This is a genomic window from Acinetobacter sp. 24-47-39, from assembly GCF_056783825.1.
Map to the genome: position 1 here is coordinate 1 of NZ_JBWYIP010000015.1, position 25,305 is coordinate 25,305.

General features: G+C 39.6%; 24 protein-coding genes. 11 read left to right on the top strand and 13 right to left on the bottom strand.

What is annotated here, in order from left to right:
* The coding region (locus tag AC1M9C_RS12830) for a 3-oxoacid CoA-transferase subunit A (protein ID WP_481953846.1) at positions 1-430 on the bottom strand (430 nt) is incomplete at its 3' end.
* Positions 431-702: 272 nt separating this feature from the next.
* Here AC1M9C_RS12830 and pcaU point away from each other — a divergent pair.
* Complete coding sequence (gene pcaU, locus AC1M9C_RS12835) at positions 703-1,527, top strand: IclR family transcriptional regulator PcaU (RefSeq protein ID WP_481587829.1); 825 nt, start codon at positions 703-705, stop codon at positions 1,525-1,527.
* A 77-nt stretch (positions 1,528-1,604) separates the two neighbouring features.
* Here pcaU and pobA read toward each other — a convergent pair whose 3' ends face one another.
* Positions 1,605-2,795 carry a 4-hydroxybenzoate 3-monooxygenase gene (pobA, locus tag AC1M9C_RS12840; protein ID WP_481587830.1) on the bottom strand — a complete coding sequence of 397 codons (1,191 nt, stop codon included), beginning with the start codon at positions 2,793-2,795 and terminating at the stop codon, positions 1,605-1,607.
* A gap of 155 nt (positions 2,796-2,950) precedes the next feature.
* Between pobA and AC1M9C_RS12845 the strand changes: the two genes are divergently transcribed.
* The 6 genes from AC1M9C_RS12845 (at position 2,951) to AC1M9C_RS12870 (ending at position 8,691) form a co-directional block, all read left to right on the top strand.
* Complete coding sequence (locus AC1M9C_RS12845; protein ID WP_180000496.1) at positions 2,951-3,760, top strand: IclR family transcriptional regulator domain-containing protein; 810 nt, start codon at positions 2,951-2,953, stop codon at positions 3,758-3,760.
* 365 nt (positions 3,761-4,125) lie between these two features.
* Entirely contained in the window at positions 4,126-5,472 is a 1,347-nt protein-coding gene (locus AC1M9C_RS12850) for an MFS transporter (protein ID WP_481587831.1), read from the top strand.
* Positions 5,473-5,536: 64 nt separating this feature from the next.
* The gene (locus AC1M9C_RS12855) at positions 5,537-6,802 is read left to right on the top strand and encodes an OprD family outer membrane porin (protein WP_481953847.1); all 1,266 of its coding nucleotides are present in this window, start codon (positions 5,537-5,539) and stop codon (positions 6,800-6,802) included.
* Positions 6,803-6,942: 140 nt separating this feature from the next.
* Positions 6,943-7,521 carry a nuclear transport factor 2 family protein gene (locus tag AC1M9C_RS12860; RefSeq protein WP_481587833.1) on the top strand — a complete coding sequence of 193 codons (579 nt, stop codon included), beginning with the start codon at positions 6,943-6,945 and terminating at the stop codon, positions 7,519-7,521.
* Positions 7,491-7,997, top strand: a complete 507-nt coding sequence (locus AC1M9C_RS12865; protein WP_481953848.1) for a chalcone isomerase family protein — start codon at positions 7,491-7,493, stop codon at positions 7,995-7,997. Before AC1M9C_RS12860 ends, AC1M9C_RS12865 begins: the two co-directional genes overlap by 31 nt.
* Before the next feature lie 10 nt (positions 7,998-8,007).
* The gene (locus tag AC1M9C_RS12870) at positions 8,008-8,691 is read left to right on the top strand and encodes a response regulator transcription factor (RefSeq protein ID WP_092768268.1); all 684 of its coding nucleotides are present in this window, start codon (positions 8,008-8,010) and stop codon (positions 8,689-8,691) included.
* A 49-nt stretch (positions 8,692-8,740) separates the two neighbouring features.
* Here the strand turns inward: AC1M9C_RS12870 and AC1M9C_RS12875 are convergent, their stop codons facing one another.
* Genes AC1M9C_RS12875 through AC1M9C_RS12905 form a run of 7 tightly spaced genes read right to left on the bottom strand, consistent with a single transcriptional unit; the run spans position 8,741 to position 16,239 of the window.
* Positions 8,741-10,084 carry a sensor histidine kinase gene (locus AC1M9C_RS12875; protein ID WP_481953861.1) on the bottom strand — a complete coding sequence of 448 codons (1,344 nt, stop codon included), beginning with the start codon at positions 10,082-10,084 and terminating at the stop codon, positions 8,741-8,743.
* A 44-nt stretch (positions 10,085-10,128) separates the two neighbouring features.
* Positions 10,129-11,178, bottom strand: a complete 1,050-nt coding sequence (locus tag AC1M9C_RS12880) for an SAM-dependent methyltransferase (RefSeq protein ID WP_481953849.1) — start codon at positions 11,176-11,178, stop codon at positions 10,129-10,131.
* An 8-nt stretch (positions 11,179-11,186) separates the two neighbouring features.
* Positions 11,187-11,966, bottom strand: coding sequence for a DUF1295 domain-containing protein (locus AC1M9C_RS12885; protein WP_481953850.1), 780 nt, complete (start codon positions 11,964-11,966; stop codon positions 11,187-11,189).
* Between the two features lie 20 nt (positions 11,967-11,986).
* Positions 11,987-13,183 carry a class I SAM-dependent methyltransferase gene (locus AC1M9C_RS12890; RefSeq protein ID WP_481953851.1) on the bottom strand — a complete coding sequence of 399 codons (1,197 nt, stop codon included), beginning with the start codon at positions 13,181-13,183 and terminating at the stop codon, positions 11,987-11,989.
* Between the two features lies 1 nt (position 13,184).
* Positions 13,185-13,973, bottom strand: coding sequence for a DUF1365 domain-containing protein (locus AC1M9C_RS12895; protein WP_481587838.1), 789 nt, complete (start codon positions 13,971-13,973; stop codon positions 13,185-13,187).
* Positions 13,974-13,981: 8 nt separating this feature from the next.
* On the bottom strand, positions 13,982-15,268 hold the full coding sequence (locus AC1M9C_RS12900) for an NAD(P)/FAD-dependent oxidoreductase (protein ID WP_481953852.1): 1,287 nt from the start codon (positions 15,266-15,268) through the stop codon (positions 13,982-13,984).
* The gene (locus tag AC1M9C_RS12905; RefSeq protein WP_481587840.1) at positions 15,265-16,239 is read right to left on the bottom strand and encodes an acyl-CoA desaturase; all 975 of its coding nucleotides are present in this window, start codon (positions 16,237-16,239) and stop codon (positions 15,265-15,267) included. Before AC1M9C_RS12905 ends, AC1M9C_RS12900 begins: the two co-directional genes overlap by 4 nt.
* A gap of 423 nt (positions 16,240-16,662) precedes the next feature.
* On the opposite strand from AC1M9C_RS12905, the gene AC1M9C_RS12910 reads away from it, so the two are divergent.
* The 4 genes from AC1M9C_RS12910 (at position 16,663) to AC1M9C_RS12925 (ending at position 20,514) form a co-directional block, all read left to right on the top strand.
* The gene (locus AC1M9C_RS12910) at positions 16,663-17,295 is read left to right on the top strand and encodes a paraquat-inducible protein A (protein WP_228143131.1); all 633 of its coding nucleotides are present in this window, start codon (positions 16,663-16,665) and stop codon (positions 17,293-17,295) included.
* A gap of 35 nt (positions 17,296-17,330) precedes the next feature.
* The gene (locus AC1M9C_RS12915; RefSeq protein ID WP_092768280.1) at positions 17,331-18,065 is read left to right on the top strand and encodes a paraquat-inducible protein A; all 735 of its coding nucleotides are present in this window, start codon (positions 17,331-17,333) and stop codon (positions 18,063-18,065) included.
* Between the two features lie 93 nt (positions 18,066-18,158).
* Positions 18,159-19,808 (top strand): PqiB family protein, encoded by a 1,650-nt coding sequence (locus AC1M9C_RS12920; RefSeq protein ID WP_481587841.1) that lies wholly within the window; start codon positions 18,159-18,161, stop codon positions 19,806-19,808.
* Complete coding sequence (locus tag AC1M9C_RS12925; protein ID WP_481587842.1) at positions 19,795-20,514, top strand: PqiC family protein; 720 nt, start codon at positions 19,795-19,797, stop codon at positions 20,512-20,514. Before AC1M9C_RS12920 ends, AC1M9C_RS12925 begins: the two co-directional genes overlap by 14 nt.
* Before the next feature lie 609 nt (positions 20,515-21,123).
* On the opposite strand, the gene AC1M9C_RS12930 is transcribed toward AC1M9C_RS12925, so the two are convergent.
* From AC1M9C_RS12930 to AC1M9C_RS12945, 4 genes are read right to left on the bottom strand one after another with little or no spacing between them, the layout of a single operon-like run.
* Complete coding sequence (locus tag AC1M9C_RS12930; protein WP_481587843.1) at positions 21,124-22,155, bottom strand: AbrB family transcriptional regulator; 1,032 nt, start codon at positions 22,153-22,155, stop codon at positions 21,124-21,126.
* A 47-nt stretch (positions 22,156-22,202) separates the two neighbouring features.
* Complete coding sequence (locus AC1M9C_RS12935) at positions 22,203-23,705, bottom strand: tripartite tricarboxylate transporter permease (protein WP_481587844.1); 1,503 nt, start codon at positions 23,703-23,705, stop codon at positions 22,203-22,205.
* Positions 23,706-23,717: 12 nt separating this feature from the next.
* On the bottom strand, positions 23,718-24,164 hold the full coding sequence (locus AC1M9C_RS12940; protein ID WP_481587845.1) for a tripartite tricarboxylate transporter TctB family protein: 447 nt from the start codon (positions 24,162-24,164) through the stop codon (positions 23,718-23,720).
* A 54-nt stretch (positions 24,165-24,218) separates the two neighbouring features.
* Positions 24,219-25,211 carry a Bug family tripartite tricarboxylate transporter substrate binding protein gene (locus AC1M9C_RS12945; RefSeq protein ID WP_481587846.1) on the bottom strand — a complete coding sequence of 331 codons (993 nt, stop codon included), beginning with the start codon at positions 25,209-25,211 and terminating at the stop codon, positions 24,219-24,221.
* Between the last annotated feature and the right edge of the window lie 94 nt (positions 25,212-25,305).

Sequence of the window (25,305 nt, forward strand, 5' to 3'; positions counted from 1 at the left end):
AGTCTTTACCTTCATAATTCATGGTTGGTTTGCCTTCAGCAAGCAAAGTACCAAAACCTGTTGGTGTGTAGATTGGACCTAAGCCCATACCCGCCGCTTGAATACGGCAAGCCAAGTTGCCTTGCGGTACAAGTTCTAACTCGATTTTGCCTGCACGGTAGAGTTCATCGAAGACATAAGAGTCAGACTGACGAGGAAAAGAACAGATGATTTTACGTACAGCGCCTGCTTGTAACAGTTTAGCCAAGCCGTAATCACCATTACCTGCGTTGTTGTTGACGATCACTAAGTCTTTAATACCGAGTTCAATTAAGCCATCGATGAGTTCAGCAGGCTGACCTGCAGTACCAAACCCACCAATCATAATGGTTGAACCGTCTTTAATTTGGGATAAAGCTTCAACTAAAGACTGTGACGATTTATCGATCATCCAACAACTCCCTCTGTACAACATATATTAATATTTGGGGAATCCACGATTAGCGCAATTTCAATCTGGACGGAGATTGAAATATGCAACTAAATCGCTTGGATTCCGTCATTCCATTCTTGATAAATTAAAAAGCTTGAGCTACCTTGAAAAAAGGTTTTTGTACGATTTACAGATTTTTTGTTCGATGATCGAACAATATCTTGAGTATATTGCTCAAGATTCTAAATCAGCATCAATAATTCAATTTTTAAAATAGCAAGGAAAATGCTGTGTCTACAGAATCAGACTCAAGGAACAGACAACTTCAAAATCCAGATAATAAAAAGTGGATTCGTCATGAAGACTTTATTGCAGGTATCAGCAAAGGACTTGCTATCTTGGATTGTTTTGCAAATGACCGTCACCGTTTAAATGTGACCATGGCTGCAGAAAAAACAGGGTTGACTCGAGCCGCTGCAAGGCGACATTTAATGACTTTAGAATATTTAGGTTATTTAGAGTTTGATGGTCATTACTATTATTTAACACCTAAAGTTTTAAAATTTTCAGGTGCATATTTAAGTGGTGCACAGCTGCCTAAAATTGCTCAGCCATTGTTGAATTTACTTACTCAGCAAACCTCTCTCATTTATTCCGTGATGGTATTAGATGGCTACGAAGCTATTACGATTGCACGTAGTGCAGCGCATCAACAGACTGATCGCGTTAATCCTTATGGATTACATTTAGGTAACCGACTACCCGCTCATGCGACATCAGCAGGGAAAATTTTATTAAGTTATTTATCCAAGGAAGCACAACAAGAATGGTTGGAAAAATATCCACTCAAAGCACTCACCAAATATACGTATACCGATAATGAGAAATTTATAAAATTATTAGCAGAAGTTAGAGCTGATGAATATTGTTACTCAGCTGAAGAACATGAGTTAGGCGTACATGCTTTGGCTGTACCTATTCACAATCATCGTGCTGATGTTGTCGCAGCATTGAACATTGTGTCACCGACAGGTAAAACCAGTAAGGAATATTTAATTCAGTATATTCTGCCCTTATTACAGCAAACCTCGATTGAATTTAGACAATTTGTTTAATAAAAAAACACACCAAATTGTGGAGCAATTTGGTGTGCGCTAAAAATTAGCCAATGGATTAGACTTAACTTCGAGGATTAACTCGCTTTTTGAAGTGGTAGTCCAACATAGTTTTCAGCAAGCGTAGTTTGACCTGCTTCTGAACCAAGAATATAACTTAATTCAGCTTGTTTGATTTTATGCTCGAATTCGGTTTCTGTCTCAAAACGATGTAATAAATGAGTCATCCACCAAGAGAAACGCTCTGCTTTCCATACACGTTTTAAGCAATTTTCAGAATACTGCTCAATCCCCTGCTCAGAACCCGTTTGATAATATTCAATGAGAGCTTGAGAAAGATACGCAATATCAGATGCAGCGAGGTTTAAACCTTTAGCTCCTGTTGGCGGTACAATATGAGCAGCATCACCCGCCAAGAACATTTTACCAAAACGCATTGGTTCAGTGACAAAACTACGTAATGGCGCAATACTCTTCTCAATTGATGGACCAGTCACAAGCTTTTCACGGCTTTCAGGATCTAGACGATTTTTTAACTCTTCCCAAAATTGCTCATCTGACCAATTTTCAACTTTATCCGTTAACGGTACTTGTAGATAATAGCGACTTCTCGTGTTAGAACGCATACTGCATAATGCAAATCCACGATCAGATTGGACATAAATTAGTTCATCCGCAACAGGAGGTACATCTGCCAATACCCCTAACCAGCCAAATGGATAGACTTTCTCAAAAGTTTTAATTTTGTCTTCTGGCACACTGGCACGGCACACGCCATGGTACCCATCACAACCAGCGATAAAATCACATTCAACTTTTACTTGCTGACCATTATGCTCAAAAGTAACACTTGGTTGACCGTAGAAATCATGTACTTGAACGTTAGTTGATTCATAGAATGAAGTGAGTTGAGCCGCTGTGCGAGCCTGCATTAAATCTTTGGTGACTTCAGTTTGACCATATACCGTAACTTGTTTACCACCCGTCAACTGCGTTAAATCAACACGATGCTTTTCACCGTTGGTTAGAATTTCAATACCCTGATGAGGTAACCCTTTTTCACGGAGTTGCTGATCTACACCAGCTTCAGTCAATAAATCTACTGAAACTTGCTCTAAAATCCCAGCACGGATACGACTGGCAACATATTCAGCACTACGCTGTTCAATTAAAATATGATCAATACCCGCTTTATATAGCAGTTGACCGAGTAATAAACCTGCTGGACCTGAACCGATAATCGCGACTTTGGTTTTTAAAATTTCCATATTACAAACACCCTCAATTTTTTTCCTTTTGTAAAACCTAATGAAATTCCAACTGAGGTACTAGACTTTAGCCCTAAATACGACCGAATTTAATGACAAATGACCGATCATCGGACAAGATATCAGAATTAAAGGGTGTAAATCAGAGCAATATCATGCGCAATGAATTGATTTCAAATGCTAAAAATAAAGAAGTAATTCAATATGATGATTACATTGCAGGCCTTGCTAAAGGTTTGAATCTATTAGAATGCTTTGGTGTTGAACGACAAAAATTAAATGTCACCCAAATTGCTGAACGTACAGGATTGAGTCGTAGCGCAGCACGACGATATTTAAGAACTTTAAAATTTTTAGGTTATTTAGACACAGATGAACATTTTTATTGGCTCACCTACAAAGTTTTACGCTTTTCAAGTGCTTATCTAAGCTCTGCATATTTGCCAAAAGTCGCTCAACCTATGCTGAATTTACTCAGTATCAAAACTGCACTGAGCTATTCAGTCACGGTACTCGATGAACATGAAGTCGTACCTGTTGCGAAAAGTGTTCCTCAACAGAACGAATCATCTAAAATGAGTCCGTTGGGTATTCATCTAGGTAATCGCCTTCCAGCCTACGCCACCTCAACAGGTAAAATACTACTCTCAAGATTGAGCCATGATGAACTTAATCAATGGCTTGCACAATATCCACTCAAGAGATTAACGCCTTTTACCATCATAGATCATCAAAAGTTTATAAACACTATTGCAACTGTTCAAAAACAAGACTATTGCATTTCTACAGAAGAACATGAATTAGGAATTATTGCTTTAGCTGTCCCTATTCTCAACATGCAAGGTGATACTGTAGCCGCACTCAACTGTATCGGATCCAGCCACAGAATTACAGAAACATATTTAATCCAAAATATTTTGCCCCAGCTTAAACAAGTAGCTCATGATTTGCGCGCTATTTTATAAAATTCGGAAGATTCGAATGAACTTTTAAGATTTTTTTCCTTTCTTTAACTGAGGCGTTCATTTTTTTAATCCCTAGTACTTTAGTATATTTTTCAAGTACTTCTTCGCAAATATGGATCCATTTAATCTAAAATATATCTAAGTTAATATTTTTTTGCTTGAATTTGGATCCAATAATGCTAAATTCATGCACATTGCAGACGTGTTGATTATTTCATCAATACCAGAATATGGACGGGTTCTGACTGCGATGAACACCTTAAACATTACTAGGATGACTTCTGAAGTCTGCCTACGTTTATGACATGTAATCACATGCCACACGTAGTGCTTTTCAATGAGGTCTTATTCCATGGAGAAAGTAAATGGTTCAGAACCCGCGTGAGGAAATGAATAACAAGACCATGAATGGGTTTCAGTGGTTTGTTATCGGTATCTGTATTTTATTAAATGTTATTGATGGCTTTGACGTTCTTGTCATGGCCTTTACTGCTGCATCTGTTTCTGCCGAGTGGGGACTGACTGGCGCTGAACTTGGTGCACTATTGAGTGCTGGCTTATTTGGTATGGGTGCTGGCTCACTATTTCTTGCACCTTGGGCTGACAAAATCGGTCGCCGCCCACTCATCTTACTTTGCCTACTTATCTCTGGAGTAAGTATGGTTGCAGCATCATTTGCTCAGACTGCAATGCAACTTGGCATGATGCGTTTTGTGACTGGTTTAGGCATCGGCGGTATTCTCGCAAGTAGTAATGTTATTGCAAGTGAGTACGCTTCTCTGCGTTGGAGAAGTCTCGCAGTCAGCTTACAATGTACAGGTTACGCGATTGGTGCAACCGTTGGTGGGATTATTGCAATTGCGCTTATCAGCAATTTCGGATGGCGTGCAGTCTTCTTAACAGGTGGTTTAGCGACTTTATTCATGTTGGTCGTGTCTTATTTCACCTTACCAGAATCACTTGATTACCTTTTGGTTAAACAGCCAAAAAATGCTCTAGAACGTATTAATGTTTTAGCAAAGAAAATCAATATTACCCCATTACAGCAACTTCCTACGGTCACTATGACCAGCGAAAAAGCAAAGAGTGGTTTGGCACGTTTGTTCAGCCCTAAATTGGCACTTCAAACGATTTGTATCTGGTTTAGCTTCTTCTTCGTTATGTTTGGTTTCTACTTCGTCATGAGTTGGACACCAAAAATCTTATCTGCAAATGGGATGACCACTGAACAAGGTGTAACAGCAGGTGTCCTGATTAGTGCTGGCGGTATGTTTGGTGCTGCGCTGTTAGGTCTGATTAGTTCACGTATCCGTATTTACTATGTTCAAGCGGCTTTCCTTGCCTTAACTGCAATCTTGATCTGGTTATTTGTGAACAGTACTGGTTCACTCATGATCGCATTCATTCTCGCTTTATTCCTTGGCATGATGTCAAACGGATGTGTCGCAGGTCTATATGCGATGTCTCCTGCAATCTATGATGCTGATGTTCGTGCGACTGGTGTAGGTTATGCGATTGGTTTTGGTCGTGTAGGCGGTATTTTGTCTCCACTAGTTGCAGGTGCTTTCCTCGACAGTGGTATCTCATCACTTGTACTTTACGGTTATTATGCGTTGGCATTCGTTGCAGCCATTATCATGGTATTAAGCATTTCAAAACTCAAAAATAAAGAAACTGCACAATTGCATTTCCAACAACCAACATCTGCATAATCATTTTTTAAATACTTTAGAGCTAGACAAGACGTCTAGCTCCACTTTTCATATAGGGACAATAATGAGATTTTCTGCAATCTTTTTAGGGGTAATTGCGTCTGGATTTCTATCAACAACGCAAGCTAATTCTTTTATAGACGATTCATCAGTCAATCTAACAGCTCGTAATTTTTATTTTGATCGCGCATATACACAAGATGCATCAGGTAAAGATCAGAAAGACTGGGCTCAAGGTTTTATCTTTAAAGCTAATTCAGGCTATACACCAGGTACCTTAGGACTAGGTTTAGACATTATGGCACTGGCAGGTTTTAATCTTTTAGGCAGTGATGCCGACGATTATGCAGCTTCGGGATTACTGCCAACCAGTCCATCAGGTAAAGCTGATCAGTATGGAGAAATTCGCTGGACGGCAAAAGCGAAAGTGGGCAAATCGACTTTACATGGGGGTACACTCGCACCAATGTTCCCTGTTTTGTTCTCTTCACCAGCTCGTATATTCCAGCAAAATTATCGAGGTACACATCTTCAAATCAATGAAGTGGATAATTTGAAAATTCATGCCCTGTATGTGGATCGTGTGAATCAACGTGATTCAACAGATTATGAAAAAATTAGAGTTGGCAATCCTAATAATCGATTTAAGACTGCTGCCGAATCATCTGGCTTACACATGCTTGGTGCTGAATATAAATTTAACGATCAAATTAGTGCGCAACTCTTTCATGCCAACCTTCATGATGTTTATCACCAAAATTTCATTGGTGCAAAAAGCAAACATGATATAGGTATTGGGCATTTATTAGGGGATGTACGCCTGTTTGTGAGTGAAGACTCAGGTCAAGCTCGTGCAGGACATATTGAAAATCAACATTTGAGCGGTATTTTTGGGCTTAACCGTAACAATCATACTTTCAGTTTGGGCTATATGCAGTCTTTTGGTGATACAGCTCTTCCGACCTTAGCGGGTTCAGAGCCAGCAGTGTTCTTAGATAGTATGAGTGCTGATTTCACCAACATTAATGAAAAAGTCTATCACGCACGCTATGACTATGACTTTAAAGACACTTCATTGAAAGGTCTAAAGTTTATGACTCGCTATAGTAAAGGCGATGATATTGAAATTCGTAACACCGAGAATCAGACGTTTGAACAAGATGCTCTTGATTTTGAACTCAGCTATCGTGTTCCAACGGGTAAACTCGAAGGTTTAAATATTCGTACACGTTATAGTCGCTACCGTAACGATATCCCACCAGTAGGTATGGCATTTAAGTCGGATGACGAAATGCGTGTCAACATTGATTACACTTGGAAATTTAAATAAAACAAAGTTAAAGGGAGTTCAACGGAACTCCCTTTAACACAAATACCTTTCATCGATCACAGCTCATATTTTAATTTCACATCCATTTCACAAGATTGCCAGTAGATTAAAAAATAAGAATAAATTAGTGGATTGAGATCATGAAACACGTCAAAAAAATTGTGGCTGCGACATTGAGCCTTCCTCTACTCTTTTTATCAGGCTGTGCAAGCATTCCAAGTTACTCTGATGATTATGCTCAAGCAAGATCGATAGTTCAAGGCATCACCATGACGCCTGCCAAAGCTCAAGATATAGGGGTTCGTTTTACCAGTGCATTCAATACTTTAGGTACACCTGAATTCACTAACCGAGCAAGCAATCTGTATGCTGACAGTTTATATATCAATGACACACTTTCACAATTTAGTAAGCGTGAAAATCTAGTCGAACATTTCAAAGGCATGAATAACCGTGTCAGTAATGTTTCAGTCAAATTGCTCAACACATCACATTTTGACGACTCAGCCTATGTGCATTGGCGTATGGCATATGATTTTAAAATCTTCGGCACGACTCGAAGCATGGAATCACATGGAATTAGTGAAATAAAACTCAATGAGCAAGACAAAATTGTGTTCCAGCAAGACTTTTGGGACCCAGCTGATGGCTTATTTCGCTCACTACCATATGCTGGAGGGTTATACGCATGGTTATTACCTTTCAAAAAATCGCAATAATGGCCCTCTCTGCTTTGAGTCTATTCTTCTTACCACTCGCGCATGCACAAAGTGTACGTGAGTGTGGTCAAGGAGACCTCAAAGTCGGACAAAAAAATGTCGGTAAAGCAACTTATTTCGCTCAAAATTGTCAAAGCACTTGGAAGAATCAAGATATTCGTATGGACTTTGCTTATACTCAAAATATTCCAGAATGGGCTTTTAAAAGGGCTGCAACGCACTTTCTCAAACGAAATGTCAAACAAGCCAATACGTTGAAACAGCTTGACCAGATCACACAATTGTATCAACCCGTTCGATCTGGTGATATTTACAGTCTAAGCTATACCCATACGACCCAGACTTTGACTTTGACTTTGAGTCTAAATCAAAAAATTTTGGGTAAAGTTCAATACATGAATGCCAATGATTATTTTAATATTTGGCTGGGTTCGTCTCCATTTAGTGATACTTTAAAAAAGCAATTATTGGACTAATCGTGTCGACATGACTAAACATTTTATTTTAATGGTCGAAGATCATTACGAACTTGCTTCAACATTATGTGAATTTTTAGAAGAGCATAATTTTGTGGTTGATCATGCGCGTAATTTGGATGTGGCACGTCAACTGCTCAAGCAACATCCTTATCATATTCTACTGTTAGATATTAATTTACCTGACGGTACAGGGTATGACCTGTGTGAATGGCTTCGCAACGAACAAGGACTCGACCTCCCAGTACTGATGCTGACTGCTCGTGATACTTTGGATGATAAATTAAAAGGTTTCCGAGCTGGTACAGATGATTATTTAGTGAAACCATTTGATTTTAATGAATTGGTTTATCGTGTTCGTGCACTGATCAAACGCTCATTAGGAGAAGTATCTAACAGCCAAATTAAAATTCACGATCTCACATTAGACCCTGCTTTACAGCAAATCACACGTGCAGGTCAAATGATCGAACTGCCACCTATTCAATTCAAACTTTTAAAATTACTCATGCGAAACTCACCTAAAGTGCTCACTAAACAGGAGATCATGCTTGAGTTATGGGGGGATGAAGAACCAGAAAGCGATGCGCTCAGAAGCCATATCTATAATTTAAGAAAAATGGTCGATAAGCCCTTTGAACAAAAATTAATACACACCGTTTCAGGGGTAGGTCTAAAGATCGCAGTTGAATAAAACTAGTTACTACTGAATTCACACTTCAGATCAAATTCCCCCAAATACACTATTTTGGAGGCTGATCATTCAAGTAAACGACCACAATCAGTCCTGAACTGAGTGACAAGTCAACTTTTGGATGAGTCATCAAATAGTATTCACGATCAAATAACTCTACTCTCCAGCCAAGTTGTTTACATAATTTTTGAACCAGTTGTAGCCCGATACCATGACCTTTGATATCGAGTTGCAGCTGCTGATTCGTTAGTTCTTGCACCTTAGAGTTATTCGGTAAATCAATCCCGATACCATTATCTGCGACCAACACTTTATTTTTTTCGAGAATGACATTAATGCTTGTACCTTGAGAGTAATTCAATGCATTTCTTAAAATATTGCTGAATACCATTTTCGTCATCGATGGATATAAATGACGTTTGACCTCATCAACTTCGATGTTTAAATCGATACTCATTCCTTTAGCCAAACTGACACTATTCAAGTCGCTTACAACATCTTGAAGCAGTTCAGATAAACGGGTTTTTTCACTTTGTAAATTACTTGTGGTATTTCGAGCAATCGCCAAAAGTGTATCGACCAATAACTGCATATCTTCAATTGTGTTTTGCAATCGAGTAAAGGATTTGTTATCACCATAACGGGCCTGACAAAGTTGTACATTGCCCTTCAATATTGTGAGCGGTGTTCGAAGTTCATGACTAACATCGCCAGTAAACTCTCTTTCACGCTGAATGAATTCGCTTAGAACTTGATGATATTTTTCAAGTGCTTGCTTGAGATATTCAGCCTCCAAATTAGAATCTGTTTTAATTTCTTTAAATGGTGATGCTCGATTATTCTGATGTTCCCAATCAATATGTTCGAGTGCATTGGCTAAGCGTGTGATGGGCGAAAAATAGCGGCGTGCACGGCGATTCCACCACCACAGCACACTGTATAGCAAAAATAAGCTGACCATGAGTGGCGCTAAACCAAACAGCCAAATAAGCTTATTAACATTACTTTCACCAAACACTAAAAAAACGTGTTCACCATTGCGTGCCCCATAAACTGTCATCCGGTCTTTACCATCGATATAGTGTCGATGTACACCCGATTGGAGTTTTAAATTACGAAATTCAGAGGGGGCTAACTCGTCATCGGACCAACGATATCCATATAAATTTTTAGTGTCGGGTAAAGCAGCTTCTGGATTACGCTCCATACGCTGCCAGTAATGCTCCATCTCCTGTTCGAGCGCTGTGGTCAGCAATGTTCCTTTAATGACCCAAGCACTGCAACCAATCCCAATCACAATAGACAAGGCAATAAGACCAATTTGTAGCCAATAATAGCGGTTAAACACCTCACCCAAAGGATGATCGCGTTTATCCCTAAATAGCCTCATCATGGACATGTACCCTCTTCACCTTATCGCTAAAATTAGTTTGAACTTCAAACAGCTCGCTTCTTAAACAAATAATGGCCAATCACCCACTCACGACCTTTGTCATAACCAAACAGTTCTGCACAAGCCATGAAAAAGATTCTCCAACGTTGCCACCAGATTTCCGCATCTTGACCATAAGTTTGCTTAAATAGTGGTTTAAGTAAGTCCTTTTTTTGGTCCATATTATTTAACCATGCATTGGCTGTATGTTCATACTGTTGTCCAGACCATTGCCATTGGTTTTCTAGCTGTAAATGATCCTGAAAGTGCAGGAAAGTCGAAACAGCAGGCATTAAACCGCCTGTAAAAAAATATTTAGACATCCAGTCATAATCATTTTTAACTTCAAATGGATAGTGAATAAATCGATGGCAGAAAATATGACACCACAATAAACCATCTGCTTTGAGCCATTGGCTAATATTGGCAAATAATCGCTGATAGTTTCGAACATGCTCAAACATTTCAACGGATACAACACGATCAAAAGAGTTTTGCTCCAACTCGAGTTGATTTACATCACAGGTGATGACTGTCAAATTGTTAAATTGCTTTTCTTTGGCTTGTTGTTGAATGTGAAGACGTTGAGTATTGGAGTTTGAGACTACCGTAATGTTGGCATTTGGATAATGCTCTGCCATATACAAACTGAGTGATCCCCAACCACAGCCTATCTCTAAGATGTCCTGACCATCTTGTAATTGCGCACGTTCACAGTAGACCTGCAGGGCATTTTCCTCAGCTTGATCTAAACTGGTTTTAGCATCATGGAATAAACTGGCACTGTATTTTAAACGCTTGCCCAACACGGCCTGAAAGAATGCTGTAGGCAATTCATAATGTTGTTCATTTGCCTTGTCTGTATCAATCGCGATTTCACTTTTTTTCAAGTCTCTTAATACATCCATATAACGCTGTGAAGCGAATCCAGGGTCAAAACGACCTTCTTGCTCAAGACGTTTTTTGCAAAGTGCTTGGATACCAAGACGAATCACTTGATCTGGAACTTTGCCACTTTCAATGAGTTTTAACGATTGTTGAACGAGTGAATCCATGTAATTACCTACTTTTTCGGTGGCCAAGGAAGAAACATTGATGTTTTTTGTTGGTACATCTTGTAGTTTGCACCACGATTTTTGAGTGCTTGCTGTTCACTAAATGGAATACCCGTGATGTAGTACAAAAAGAGCCACATCAACACTGGATAGATCCACAACCAAGGCGTTCCCGCCGCTATACCTAAGATTGGATAAGCAAACCAATGTATCCATTCAAAAAAGTAATTCGGATGGCGTGAATATTTCCATAACCCTTGATCGATCGTTTTGCCACGATTATTCGGGTTCAATTTAAATTGATACAACTGATGATCTGCGAGTGCCTCACCAATAAATGCAACCAGCATGATTAATCCTGAAATCAGCAGCAGCAGTTCTGTCGAGTTACTCCACTGCATCGCAGGTATACTGAGCAATTTGATCATTGGATATGAGAATAAGGAGATCAACCCAGCCTGAAATAAAAAGAACAGAAGAAAACCTAAATGTTGAAAGTCTCCCATCGCACGGCGCATATTGGCATAACGCGTGTCCTCAGCATCTTCTCGGATATATCTTCTGCATAAATGCCATGCTAAACGAAGAAACCAAAGACCACTCGCGATCGCTAGAAAAATGCGAACAGATGTAGGGGCTTCATTCATTACATTTGCTACGATGAGGACATTTAGAGCTATTCCAAAGCTCCAAATGACATCGACCAAACCTGCACGATGATTAAATGTCACCCAAATCCATGCACAAAGCATCAGGAAAACATTCATCACAAATAAATTGAGCAACATCGAGATGTCCTCTCACTGATTTAGTATGGACTTGCTTCAAACAATAAGTGCACATCACTAATGACGCCTTCGAGAAAACCTCCTTCGCAATAACATAAATAAAAATCCCACATGCGAATAAAGTTTTCATCAAAGCCCAGTGCTAAAACTTGCTCACGCTGTTCTAGAAAACGTTCACGCCAGCAGTGAATCGTTTGTGCATAACTTAAACCAATATCTTCAAGATGCTTTAGACGTAATTTTTGTTCTGATGCAACGTTGGTCATCACGCTGATACAAGGAATAAAACTACCTGGGAAAATGTATCTTTTGATGTAATCGACCGTACTCAATGCCTTTTCATATCGCGCATCTTCAATGGTGATGGCTTGAATAAGCGCCAAACCATTAGGTTTTAACAGCTGTCTACACTTTTCAAAATATGTCGATAGATATTGAGCACCAACGGCTTCAATCATTTCAATTGAAACCAATTTATCGAATTTACCTTCAAGTAAACGATAATCTTTTAATTTAACTTCAACACGATGAGACAGACCCGCAGCGTCAATTCTAGCTTTAGCTTCGTCATATTGAGCTTGAGAAATGGTAATAGTAGTCACTTTACAACCATAGTTTTGCGCAGCATAGATCGCAAAACCACCCCATCCACTGCCAATTTCAACCAAATGATCCATCGGTTGAAGTTTCAATTTTTGGCATATGATTTCTTTTTTATAATCGGATGCTTGTTCCAAAGTCATAGATTGATCTTTGAATACCGCGCTGGAGTACATCATGCTCGGATCAAGAAATAACTTAAAAAAGTCATTACTTAAATCATAATGCTCAGCAATATTTTTGCGACTACCTTCCAATGAATTTTTACGCGATGCATACCAAGTTTTGAGCAAGAGTTGACTCGCCTTTGCTAAGGCACTTTGGTTCATACGATCTAAAATATCGCGATTTCTCGCAAGAATTCGCACAATCTTCACTAAATCTGGTGTCGTCCAATATCCTTGAATGAAACCTTCAGCTGCACCAAGAACCCCCTGACGAAAAAGTAGATCCATCAACTTTGTATCATGGACCTCAATCACTGCGTCTAGATCACTCACCTCACCGACTGAACCCTCCCAAATCCCTTTAAAATGAATTTGGCCGTGTTTTAATTTCAGTAAATGACGTAATACCAGCGGTAGTGAAGATTGCTCTCCCATTAACAATGATTTCATATCACAGCTTATCCTTCGTTTTATTGGGATGCCGATAAAATGGAACTCTATTTATCCAAAGCTTAAAGGCATGATAATAAATACCTGCAACCATCTTGATCGGCTCAAATAGTTTAAAAACAGCATAGCGATGAAGTTGTGAAGGAAGTGTGATGGGAGTTAACTCAAAACGCATTGATGCATCGAATTGTAATTTTTCCTCTTTAAACAATTGCATAAGCACATAATTTTGTTTTTCAGCCAAACTAAACGTCCATTGATACTTCAGATCCATTGGCATGAAGGGTGACACGTGAAAAGCTTTGTCAAACTGGAAATGAAAGCTCGTATATTCGGAATGCTGCTCCCCCCCGGTGCGACAATCGTGAACATATACCTGTCTTTCCAACCAGGGTGTATTGGTGATTTCACTAAGAATAAACTGTAATTTTTGCTGGGCATTAAATAGAAAATAAAAAACCACCGAATTAAATCTGAAGCCAAGCGTGCGCGGCAAAGCCAACACCCGAATTTCAGCGATCTGTATCTGTTCTTCTAAGGTATGCTCTTCCAATACATGCAGAACCTTCTCTCGAATCGTGCCTTGATAGTTTGCCAAGAAGTCATCAGGATTGAGGCTCAGCAAGTTCCATTTTTTCGTTGACCAAAGTATCGAAGTTTGCGCGAAGTGTTTGAGCTGTTCTGGATCAAACCACAAATACGTCAGCTGACTCTGAAAAGCATAAGGCTTAGGCAAGTAACGGCGATGACGAATGTCAGCAACTGCAATTGCAAGTGGATACAGCTGCATAAGTACTCCTAAGCGGCTTGATTCGATGAATTTAATAAGGCTTCAACCACCCATGACGCACTTCTTGCACCATCTTCATGAAAGCCCCATCCCCAATAAGCACCACAAAAATAGGTCCGATTTAAACCGTTTATTTCAGACCATCTTGACTGAGCTGCAATAGCTTCCGCATTAAATACAGGATGACGATAGTGACGCTGAACCCAGACTTTGTTTGGATCTAAATCAAAATTAGGATTTAATGTCGCAAAAATCTGAGTTTCACATTTCAAATTTTGTAGCTGATTCATCCAGTAACTAAATCCATAATGGACACTACTTTGCTGAAATGGAGTGACTTGACCCGCCCTATTCGGTGTGACATGCACATGCCAACTCGCCCACTGACGTTTTGATTTCGGCAAAATGCTAGTATCTGAATGCACCACCATATGATTGTCTTGATACTGAAAATTTTCTAATATTTCTGATTCTTTAGCCGTTGGTTCAGCGAGCAACTTCAGTGTGTCATCTGCATGACTTGCAAATACCACCCAATCGAACCGTTCAATTCCCTGTACCGTTTCAATACTCACGTCATTTGCTGAGCGCTTGACTGACTTCACTTCTACTTTTTTAAACTGAATATGCTTTGCTTGAGTTTGAATTGCACGGATATATCTAGAAGACCCGCCTTTTACGGTTAACCATTGTGGTCGATCTTTGAGTTGCAACATACGATGATGTTGAAAAAAACTGACTACAAATTTATATGGAATTTGACCTGCTTGCTCTACTGGGCATGACCATAATGCACCACACATCGGATAGAGATGCTCTTGCCTAAACGCATCCGAGTATCCATGCTCGTTGAGATATTGCTCAATAGTGTAATGCGGGTCGGTCTCTTCCACATCTAGATCTTTATTTGCTGCATAAAATCTGAATAAATCGGACAGCATCGCTCTAAAGCGGGTCTTTAAAAAATTCTGTGGTTTGAACAATAATGAGAATTTCTTGGAAGGGTTATATTGCAGACCTGTGACCTGATTATTAACTGAAAACCCCATATCGCTGCTTTGAGCTTGTACACCAAGCTCCTTCAACATCTCACAAAATAAAGGATAGTTGTGTTCATTAAAAACAATGAATCCGCTATCCACTGCAACTTGCTCACCATCGATCTTTAATTGATGAGTATCAGTATGTCCCCCAAAATAATTATTCTTTTCAAATACGGTCACCTCATGCAACTTACTCAACTTCCAAGCTGCATAAAGTCCTGAAATACCCGATCCAATAATTGCAATTTTCATCTTGATTCCTTTGACTGAACTTGAGAATGTTGGAGTTTTGCCTTTTTCGAACGCGTAATTTTACTTGCTTCATAAACTCGAGCTGGTATGGGTTTCATTCCCCAAACCAAGCCAAACCATGACATAAATTTTAAGATGTAATAGGTCACATCGATCTGCCACCAATAGAAACCTTGGCGCGTACTTCCAGCATAAAAATGATGATTATTGTGCCAGCCTTCACCAAGTGTAATCAGAGATAAAAATAAGTTGTTGCGACTATGATCATTCGTCTCAAAATCTCGGCTTCCATAATGGTGAGCCAGTGAGTTAATGCACAATGTGGCATGAATAAGCAGAACAGTAGAAATTGCGCCTCCCCATACCAATAACTGTAAACCACTGGTTCCCCAATGCGGCCACATCAAGGCAACCCATTCCCCAAGACCATAAATTCCGATAGCCGTTATTAAGACGATCATCAAACTAAAACGATCTAACCAAATCAGCTCCGGAAACTTCAGCCAATCTTTAATGACACTTTTACGCGTTGAAAAATTATATTCATTTAAAAACCAACCAACATGGCTATACCAAAATCCATGCGTTGATGAATGTGGGTCTCGAGGAGTATCTGTATAACGATGATGATATCGATGATGTGCTGCCCACCATAATGGTCCACGCTGCGCACTCATTGTGCCAATTAAAATAAAGATAAATTGCAGCCATCTCGAAGTCTGAAAAGTTTTGTGTGACAAATAACGATGAAAAAAAGCCGTGATTGCGAACATGCGAATAAAATAAAAAAACAACATAAATGCAAAAGCAAACCAAGAAAACCCGACCCAAAACACTGCCAGACAAGCAAGATGCAGTAGGATAAAAGGAATTATTCTGAGCCATTGAATCTGTTTACTCTCAGAGGTCAATGCTTCATGTGGTACGCTTACGGACCAACTATCCAGCCATTGCATGAGGCTTTTCAACATACAGTCATCCCAAACTAAGCAATCGATCTTTATGATTTAAATAAAGTGTAGTTCTTGATATATGAAGTTTATGTGAAGCACACGCTGTATCTTGAATTTCACGCTGAATCATTGAATTTAATATTAATTTAATTTCATCATATAAACTTAACTCACCCTCATTTTGACTACACAAATGCTGATCAATGAGCACTTCAACCCCTTTTATACCCTCGTTGAGTTACATGACTGCACACTGATAAACCAAACCAAAAAGGTATGTATCTCGATTCAACAAAATAATCATAGGCAAACCTATTGAATCTCGATATAAACTATAGGGAGAAATAAAAAACCAAGAATATTGATGAAAAAGTTGAGACAACGATGTCTGAAACGAATGTAGAAACTGTATCGGATTCTAAACGCGACCCTGATTTAAGAATGGTGCAAATCAATCAAAATTATGTTGCTTGTGAAGAGTGCGATACGCTCTTTCGTAAATCCGATTTATATAAGAATGAACGTGCCTATTGTTCGGCTTGCGGTTCCGAGCTCTATCGTAAAATTCCAACATTTAACACACTGTTGGCCTTAGTCTGTACTGCGTTAATTATCTTTGCGATTGCCAATAGTTTTTCAATTGTCAAAGTTGAACTCCAAGGCATTTATTCAGAAACCACATTATTGGGTGCGGCTTGGGCAATGTTCGAGGCAGATCGTGCTTTTGTAGGCTTTCTTATTCTGATGACCACTTTTGTTGTCCCTTTGGCCTACTTACTTCTGATGGGATATATTCTTTTGATGGCCATGTTCAATAAAAATGTTATTGCAACCCAACAGTATGCATCACTTAAACTCGCATTACGGTCACTATTTCAATTGAGAGCTTGGGGAATGGTTGAAGTCTTTCTGATCGGCGTTTTAGTCACCTTAGTGAAATTAGTGGGAATGGTGGTTGTGATTCCTGGAATTGCCTTATGGGCATTTGCCATTTTAAGTGTTTTGTTGGTCTATTTAGTATCAATCAAAATCAAGGATCTATGGAATGTAATTGATGGAAATCAAATCTCATGACCATTACTTCCACTCATACGAATCAACCCGATCAGATGAAGCATTCGCCACACCTTGTGCAGAAACTTGTCTCATTAGAAACGCTTGCACCGCGTGCAATTGATCTTGAGCTCACACTTTGTCATTGCTGTGGAACACTCAACCGCATGACGTCGTTGTCTGCCATGGAACAAGCACGAAAATCCCGCTGTACTCGTTGTGATAGCCCATTACATACCCGTAAAACCCGAAGTTTAGAACGAACTTTAGCTTATTTAATTGCAGCAAGTATCCTTTATATACCAGCCAATGTTTTACCGATGACGATTACAGAATCTATTCTTGGTCGTCAACAAGACACGATTATGAGTGGAGTCATTTATTTTTGGAAAAGTGGTGACTATTTCGTTTCGTCCGTTATTTTTATCGCCAGTATATTTATTCCACTACTGAAATTGGTCATCCTTGCTCTCCTGCTTAGTGCTGTTCATTTACAAGCCTCAAAAAAAATTCACCTCTCACCGAAGCATTGCTCGATCATGTATAGAGTCGTGGAGTTTATTGGCCGTTGGTCAATGATTGATGTTTTCGTTGTCGCCATGCTCGCAGCACTGATCCAAATTCAGTCATTGGCAACTATTTTAGCAGGCACAGGTGCAGTCGCTTTTGGTGCAGTTGTGGTTTTGACCATGTTAGCCTCACTGAGTTTTGATCCTAGAATCATTTGGGACAACTATTACGTTTCAATCCTGAGTCAACATGAGAAAAAAAATGACGCTACAGAACATTGAGATTTACATAAAACCCTTTCACTTCTTGCTTGATCTTCATATGATGAAGCGTACGAACAACAAACACATTACGATTTAATAAGATCAATAACTATGTCAGAAAACCAATCGAGTAATGGTCATCCTCATGATGAACAAGTTCTGAGTAAGGTCGGTGTACCTGATAAGAAACGTAGCAAATGGAAACCTTCTCTCATTTGGATTATTCCAATTGTGGCATTACTCATTGCATTATCATTAGCTCTCAAGGCGTATTTGAATACTGGTCCTATTATTGAGGTTTCTTTTAGGACTGCAGAAGGCATTGAAGCTGGCAAAACTACAGTTCGTTATCGTCAAGTCAATGTGGGTCTAGTACGCGAAATCGACCTTTCGGAAGATCGGTCTCATATCATTGCTAAAATTGAACTTCGGAAAGATGCCAGTAATTTTGCTACGGAAGATTCACGTTTTTGGGTAGTGAGACCACGTATCGGTGCAAGTGGGGTTTCAGGTATCGATACTTTACTTTCTGGTGCATATATTGAAGTGGATGGCGGTAAATCAGATGTCAAAACCACTTCATTTAAAGGGCTAGAAACTCCACCCGTCGTGACTTCCGATGTTCCCGGAAAAATCTTTTTCTTAAAGGCACAAGATTTAGGTTCGCTCGATTTCGGCTCACCTATTTATTATCGAAGAATCAACGTTGGACAAGTGACCTCTTACCAACTGGCTGATGATGGAAAAAGCGTTGAACTCCAAACTTTCATTAAGTCACCTTATGATAAATTTGTCACCACGGATGCGCGTTTCTGGCAAGCCAGTGGTGTAGATGTCAATTTGAATGCTTCGGGCTTTAGTTTAAACACACAATCTTTGGCAAGCATCATTTCGGGAGGGATCGCATTTGGTTATCCTGAAGATTCTGATGCAGCTCCTGCTCCGAATAAAATGAAATTTGAATTATTTGACTCTGAAAAGCTTGCGCTTAAAGAGCCTGATCTTAATCCAAGACGGATCGTAATGTATTTCAATGAGTCATTGCGAGGTTTATCAGTAGGAGCTCCAATTGATTTCATGGGTGTCGAAGTCGGTACTGTGAAAAAAATCAACACTGAGTTCTACAATAATCACTCGCAAATTCGAATGCGTGTTGATGCAGAAGTTTATCCTTCACGTATTGCTGGTGGTCATGAGTTGGACCCGCAAGGTACAGTATTCAAACAATTTGTTGAGCGTGGTTGGCGAGCACAAATGCGGACTGGCAATTTACTTACAGGTCAAAACTACATTAGCTTTGATCTTTTCCCTAAAGCTAAATATGCCACCGCAATCCGTCGAAATGATGGTGTAGTTGAAGTTCCAACAACTCCAACAGAATTAAAAGGCCTTCAAGCACAAGTGTCCCAAATCGCCGATAATGTATCTAAATTTCCATTGGTTGAAATTGGTCAGGACGTTCGTCAAACCTTGGCAAACTTAGACAAAACTATACGATCTTCAAAAAGTTTGGTCGATCAACTTGATGGCAAAGTTGCGCCTAATTTACAAGCCACCTTGGATGATGTTCGTAAAACAGTTCAGTCTTCTGAAACCATCTTGGCAAGTGATGCACCATTACAACAAGATCTACGTCGTGCTTTACAACAAATTACCCGTGCCGCAGCTTCATTACAGTTGATGGCAGATCAAATAGAACAAAATCCTGAGTCACTGATTCGTGGAAAAACAGCGGAGCCGAAGAAAGATGACAGAGAATAAATTATTGAAAACTCAGCAACGCTGCTACCTAAAAGTCCTTTCAAGCTTGAGTGTTGGTTTGTTTGCACTCATCGTCAGTGGGTGCTCTTCATCCCCTACGCCTAAGTTCTATTCATTGAGCACTCAAACGCTAACATCATCTTCGTCAAATCAAAAAGTGAGGATGATTGAGGTGCTTCCTGTTGGATTATCTGATCGTTTAAACCGAATTCCCTTGGTGATTCAACAAGAAAATGGGCAGGCTAAAGTATTGTTCGATGATCGTTGGACTTCTACTTTGTCGGCTGAATTGAGAGATGCTGTTTCTGCGCGTTTACAGCAAACATTAGGTGCAGTGGATCGTTATAATAGTGGTATGACTGGTGGACAAGCAGCTTATCGAATTGCCTTAGATTTTTCTAACTTTGATTTCATCGAAAAATCAAATCAGCAACGCTTTATACTCATGAATACGACTTGGACTTTAAGATATGATGATCCCAATCGCCCCTTATCTACACCCAAAAACGCTCAAACATTACCTAAACATCATCAACTCAGTTGTCGGATGAGTTTTTATGAAGAAATTCCACAAAAATCTAAAGACTTAAATACTTTAGTCACTGTTTCGCAAAAAGCCATTGATCAACTTTCAATCAGTATTGCAAGTTCAGTCAAGCACTTAGAAAATAGGAATCAGCCGATTACTGGTGCGGTATGTAGTTAAGCATATATCGATCACAAACTGATTTTTTATTTTAAAAAAATCATGTCTTTTTAGATCTAAAGGATTAAGCAAGATCTATGACGTATTGAGATGGATCCTTTAAATAGTCAATGACTTATAGATTTGATTCAACTAATTGTTCCCCAAAATGGGCCTCATGATGTTGAAGATTTCTCCCCACCTTAGGATTGAATCGTATCACCTCCTACTAAATGATGGGAGAATGTTTTGTTAAGTACTGAATCACGTATGATTTCTTTTTCATTGCCGATCTCAGAATTTCAGCACTCGTCTGATCAATATACCGAATCGCTAAGCCTTCATCTTTAAGGCTTCCAAACAAATGAGGGTAGTGCGCTGATGTACATATTTGAGTAGGTCGCCACAGTTTGAAACTGTCATTAAACACATGGCTTCCTTTTGATATTGTGCTTATTTTAAAGCTGGAGGATTATTTTTGATAGTTTCAAGACATATTTCCCCATCTTGGTTTTGAATGAGTTTTAAAAATCATCAATCTCTTTTGACTCTATACAAATTGTCTGCATAAGAAATTCTTTCGTAGACACTAATATTCATACGCACTCCGGCAATTAAATCTCACCATATTTAAAAAAATAATTTTTGACTTAAACGATAGAAAAAACGTGTTGTGAGGATGACAAATATCAAGCGTGATAATTGAAATGCCACAATAATCGGAACAGACAAGCCCAAAACTTTTGCCATCAAAGACATTTCAGCAATGCCACCTGGAGAAAGCCCGAGCAGTAAAACTTTTTCATCTACAGAAATAAGTTGAATCAGTTCAAGTACAAATAAAATTGAAAGGATCAGTGCCAGCACATTAAATAAAATGGTCAAAACGAGAAATCGCTGACTGTCTTTTAAAAAGCTAAATGGGAATTTACTGCCCAAAGACCAACCAATACACAGCTGCCCCAAAGCAATCAGCCAATGCGGTAAGCTATGCTCAAGTACACCGAGATAAGACAGCAAACCAATAATTAAAATCGGACCTAAAATCCAAGCATTCAGGACATTGAAATAATCAAATAACTTGGCAACCAATAAAGCTATAACAAAAATTAAAAGTGTAGAAACCACATCAAAATATTGCACAGTCACAGAAGACGTTTTCCAATCAACCCCCAAATAAAGGCTCATAAAAATGGGGACTAACACCACCAAAATCACAATTCTTAAGCTATGTGTCGCTGCAACTTTATCGACCTGCGCTTGATACTTTTCTGCAATATTGACCATTTCACTGGCACTACCAATCGCTGATGCAAACCATGCCGTTGACCAATCCAAGTGGTTAAAACGATACTGCAACGTGGCTAAAAGCAGATTCAGCACCATGGACCATAAAATTCCAATGAAAATAAATACCCAATAAATTGATAAGGCATTCATAAGTGCAGGGGTAAAATAAAGTCCCAAAGCCATTCCAATAATCACTTGCCCAGTTTGACGCCAACGAACATGACATGGATTCGAAATACCAAAACTACCAATGATGAGCGTGATGAGAAGTGGACCTAATAGCCAGGGCAATGGGAGACCAACGAGTATTCCAAGCCATGCACCTAACAATGCAATTGCCAATCCTTTGGCATTCGATTTTATGTTTTCCATATTCTTCACCAATGAAGGTCAACATAGCGTTGACCTTCATGTTTGGATTAGATTGTTTTTTGCTTTTTGATGAATAAGTACTTACGTACAAAAGGAAGGATTAAAAGCAATGCCGACATGATCCACAGACCGATGCTAATACCACTACTCCACAGGATGCTGAGTTCACCTTGAGAAATCGATAATGCACGACGCAAATTCGATTCCATCAATTCACCCAATACAAAACCTAAAATGAGTGGTGCAAGTGGGAAATCAAACTTACGTAAGATATAGCCAATGATCCCCAAACCCATACACAGCAATAAGTCAAATATCGTGCTATGAATTGCGTAAACACCAACGAAACTTACAGTTGCAATAATAGGAATTAAAATATAACTCGGAATACTGAGTAATCGTGCAAAGAAGCCTACCAATGGTAAGTTCAATACCAGTAGAATGATATTACCCACCATCAGTGATGCAATCAGCGCCCAAACCAACGTTGGCTGTTCAGCAAACAGTTGAGGGCCAGGTGTGATGTTATACATGGTTAATGCACCCATCATCACAGCAGTCGTACCCGAACCTGGCACACCCAGCGTCAACATTGGCACAAAAGAGCCACACGCTGCTGCATTATTGGCACTTTCAGGTGCAGCCAGACCACGTAGATCCCCTTTACCAAATTTACTGCCATCACTCGCCATTTTACGTTCAGTAGTATACGCCATTGCACTGGCAACACTCGCACCCGCACCTGGTAAAATTCCTGAGAAGAAGCCCAACAATGAACCACGAATCATGGTCGCTAATGTACTCATGAATTCTTTAAAGTTAAATAAAGAACGCTTACCCTGTTCTAAAACAACTTTTCCTAGCGTAGTACGCTCAAGTAAAAGTAAGATTTCACTGATACTAAACAGACCAATAACAACTGTAGTAAACGCAATACCATCACTCAGACCAACACTATCAAAGGTAAAACGATAAACACCTGTAATCGCATCCATCCCAACAGTTGAAAGTGCTAAACCCATTAAAGCCATAATGAGGGTTTTAAACGGTTGTGTACTGACTAGACCTGTCAAACACACAATCGCAAATACCATGAGTGCAAAGTATTCTGCAGGACCGAAAGACACCGCCCAACGTGCTAAAATTGGAGCAAATAATACGATCCCGATAAATGCAATCGTACTACCAATAAAAGAACTAATAGAGGACAAAGAAAGTGCAATACCCGCTTTACCTTGCTGTGCTAGCGGGTAACCATCTAAAGTGGTCATAATCGCACCAGCATCTCCAGGTACATTCAGCAAAATTGCGGAGATACGACCGCCGTACTCACAGCCTAAATATACTGCTGCTAATAAAATCAGTGCGCTATCTACAGGTAAACCTAAGGCATAAGCAAACGGTAACAGGATCGCGACGCCATTAATTGGACCTAAACCCGGTAAAAGACCGACCACCGTTCCAATAAACGCACCAATAAAGGCAATTAATAGATTCTGAGGCTGAAGTGCAACCTCAAAACCCATCATGAGAAAATTTAATACATCCATGGGGTGTTATCCTTAACCAAAGAATCCAAGTGGTAATGGAACATCAAGTACGCGATCAAAGAGATAATAGGTACTTAAACTCAGCACAATCCCTGTGATCACAGTCGCAATGGTTTTCCCGCCAAATAATTTACCCAGTGCAATCGTCATGAGCAGTGTTGCAATGACAAAACCAAAGAATTCGAAAATCATCGCGTAAATGGTGAGTGCGACAGCACACAGTACTAATTTACCGAGCAAATGTTTGGTCCAGCCCAGCTCTACAGGCTCAAACATAATGGCTGGACGAACAGTTAGATAAACAGCACTAAAAGTGATCAACCCCATCAAAAGAATTGGAAAGGCTTTCGGCCCAACAGGATCATAAGAAATCGGTGCTTCAAAATTGCACGCGTAGATCAATAATCCCAATCCAATAACTGAAATGATGGCTGTAAGAATGCGTTCAGATTTCATCATCTTCCCTCTAAACAAAAACTGAGTTAGAACATGCGCCCCAACTCAGTTTGTTTGTTATTTTGATAATTTGTATTCTTCGGATAATTGACGCATTTCATCCGTTTGTTTATAGACGTATGCTTGGATTTCCTCGCCTGTCATTTCAAATGGGAGTAAATCTTGGTTTTCACGTACTGCATCAAATTTCTGATCTACCATCATCTTGTCAAAGGCATTTTTCCACCAACTATATGCTTCATCACTCACTTTAGGTCCCATATAGAAACCACGTATCACAGGCCATTCCAGGTCATAGCCTTGTTCAAGTGCTGTCGGCAAACTTGCAAATTTGCCTTCCAAACGATTTTTAGAAAATACAGCCAGTACACGGATTGAACCTGACTGTAAATGTGAGCCAATTTCACTGACGTTCCCTACACCGACTTGAATGTGCTGACCTAAAAGTGAAGTGAGAACTTCACCCCCACCCTCTAGAGCAACAAAACTCATATCAGCAGGATTGATACCTGCCTTTTTCGCCAAAATTGCGGTTTGCATCCAGTCCTGACCACCGACACTCCCAGCACCACCAAAACTGATTTTCTTTGGATTGTCCCGCAACGCTTTCATGAGATCATCAAGGTTTTTAAGAGGTGAATCCTTGTGAACAGCGACAAGACCATAATCAACCGCAACGCCTGAAAGCCACTTCACATCTTTCTCTGTGAAATTACCGAATTTGCCTTGAGCTAAGTTCAATAGCGATCCCGTTGAAAATGCTACAACAGCGTTGTTATTTGCAGGATCGTTGTTGACGATTTTGTTATAAGCCACTGCACCTACACCGCCTGGCATATAAGTTACACGCATTGGGTCAGTCATCACGCCAGTTTCTTTAAAACCAGATTGTATTAATTTACAGGTCATATCGAATCCGCCACCTGGCTTAGCAGGTGCAATACATTCTGCACGCTTAGGTTGACCAGGTTCTTTGGAGGCATTTCCTGTACCACAGCCCATTAACACAGCGCCCGTACATGCCAATGCTAACCATTTCATTTTTTTCATAGCAAACTATCCTTATTGCTGAATTATTAATTGATGTATGTCCATGTTTTACCTATTTCCAATCTAAGCCTCTGGCCTAGATTGGTCTGGGTCT

Excerpts from the sequence above, each read along its gene's own strand:
- AC1M9C_RS12850 (WP_481587831.1), top strand. The coding sequence starts at position 4,126 with ATGGTTCAGAACCCGCGTGAGGAAATGAATAACAAGACCATGAATGGG.
- AC1M9C_RS12875 (WP_481953861.1), bottom strand. The coding sequence starts at position 10,084 with ATGATGAGGCTATTTAGGGATAAACGCGATCATCCTTTGGGTGAGGTG.
- AC1M9C_RS12910 (WP_228143131.1), top strand. The coding sequence starts at position 16,663 with ATGGTGCAAATCAATCAAAATTATGTTGCTTGTGAAGAGTGCGATACG.
- AC1M9C_RS12925 (WP_481587842.1), top strand. The coding sequence starts at position 19,795 with ATGACAGAGAATAAATTATTGAAAACTCAGCAACGCTGCTACCTAAAA.
- AC1M9C_RS12885 (WP_481953850.1), bottom strand. The coding sequence starts at position 11,966 with ATGTTGCTCAATTTATTTGTGATGAATGTTTTCCTGATGCTTTGTGCA.
- AC1M9C_RS12870 (WP_092768268.1), top strand. The coding sequence starts at position 8,008 with ATGACTAAACATTTTATTTTAATGGTCGAAGATCATTACGAACTTGCT.
- AC1M9C_RS12895 (WP_481587838.1), bottom strand. The coding sequence starts at position 13,973 with ATGCAGCTGTATCCACTTGCAATTGCAGTTGCTGACATTCGTCATCGC.
- pobA (WP_481587830.1), bottom strand. The coding sequence starts at position 2,795 with ATGGAAATTTTAAAAACCAAAGTCGCGATTATCGGTTCAGGTCCAGCA.
- AC1M9C_RS12945 (WP_481587846.1), bottom strand. The coding sequence starts at position 25,211 with ATGAAAAAAATGAAATGGTTAGCATTGGCATGTACGGGCGCTGTGTTA.
- AC1M9C_RS12900 (WP_481953852.1), bottom strand. The coding sequence starts at position 15,268 with ATGAAAATTGCAATTATTGGATCGGGTATTTCAGGACTTTATGCAGCT.
- AC1M9C_RS12935 (WP_481587844.1), bottom strand. The coding sequence starts at position 23,705 with ATGGATGTATTAAATTTTCTCATGATGGGTTTTGAGGTTGCACTTCAG.
- AC1M9C_RS12890 (WP_481953851.1), bottom strand. The coding sequence starts at position 13,183 with ATGAAATCATTGTTAATGGGAGAGCAATCTTCACTACCGCTGGTATTA.
- AC1M9C_RS12920 (WP_481587841.1), top strand. The coding sequence starts at position 18,159 with ATGTCAGAAAACCAATCGAGTAATGGTCATCCTCATGATGAACAAGTT.
- AC1M9C_RS12860 (WP_481587833.1), top strand. The coding sequence starts at position 6,943 with ATGAAACACGTCAAAAAAATTGTGGCTGCGACATTGAGCCTTCCTCTA.
- AC1M9C_RS12930 (WP_481587843.1), bottom strand. The coding sequence starts at position 22,155 with ATGGAAAACATAAAATCGAATGCCAAAGGATTGGCAATTGCATTGTTA.
- AC1M9C_RS12855 (WP_481953847.1), top strand. The coding sequence starts at position 5,537 with ATGAGATTTTCTGCAATCTTTTTAGGGGTAATTGCGTCTGGATTTCTA.
- AC1M9C_RS12915 (WP_092768280.1), top strand. The coding sequence starts at position 17,331 with ATGAAGCATTCGCCACACCTTGTGCAGAAACTTGTCTCATTAGAAACG.
- AC1M9C_RS12940 (WP_481587845.1), bottom strand. The coding sequence starts at position 24,164 with ATGATGAAATCTGAACGCATTCTTACAGCCATCATTTCAGTTATTGGA.
- AC1M9C_RS12845 (WP_180000496.1), top strand. The coding sequence starts at position 2,951 with ATGCGCAATGAATTGATTTCAAATGCTAAAAATAAAGAAGTAATTCAA.
- AC1M9C_RS12905 (WP_481587840.1), bottom strand. The coding sequence starts at position 16,239 with ATGTTGAAAAGCCTCATGCAATGGCTGGATAGTTGGTCCGTAAGCGTA.
- AC1M9C_RS12865 (WP_481953848.1), top strand. The coding sequence starts at position 7,491 with ATGGTTATTACCTTTCAAAAAATCGCAATAATGGCCCTCTCTGCTTTG.
- AC1M9C_RS12880 (WP_481953849.1), bottom strand. The coding sequence starts at position 11,178 with ATGGATTCACTCGTTCAACAATCGTTAAAACTCATTGAAAGTGGCAAA.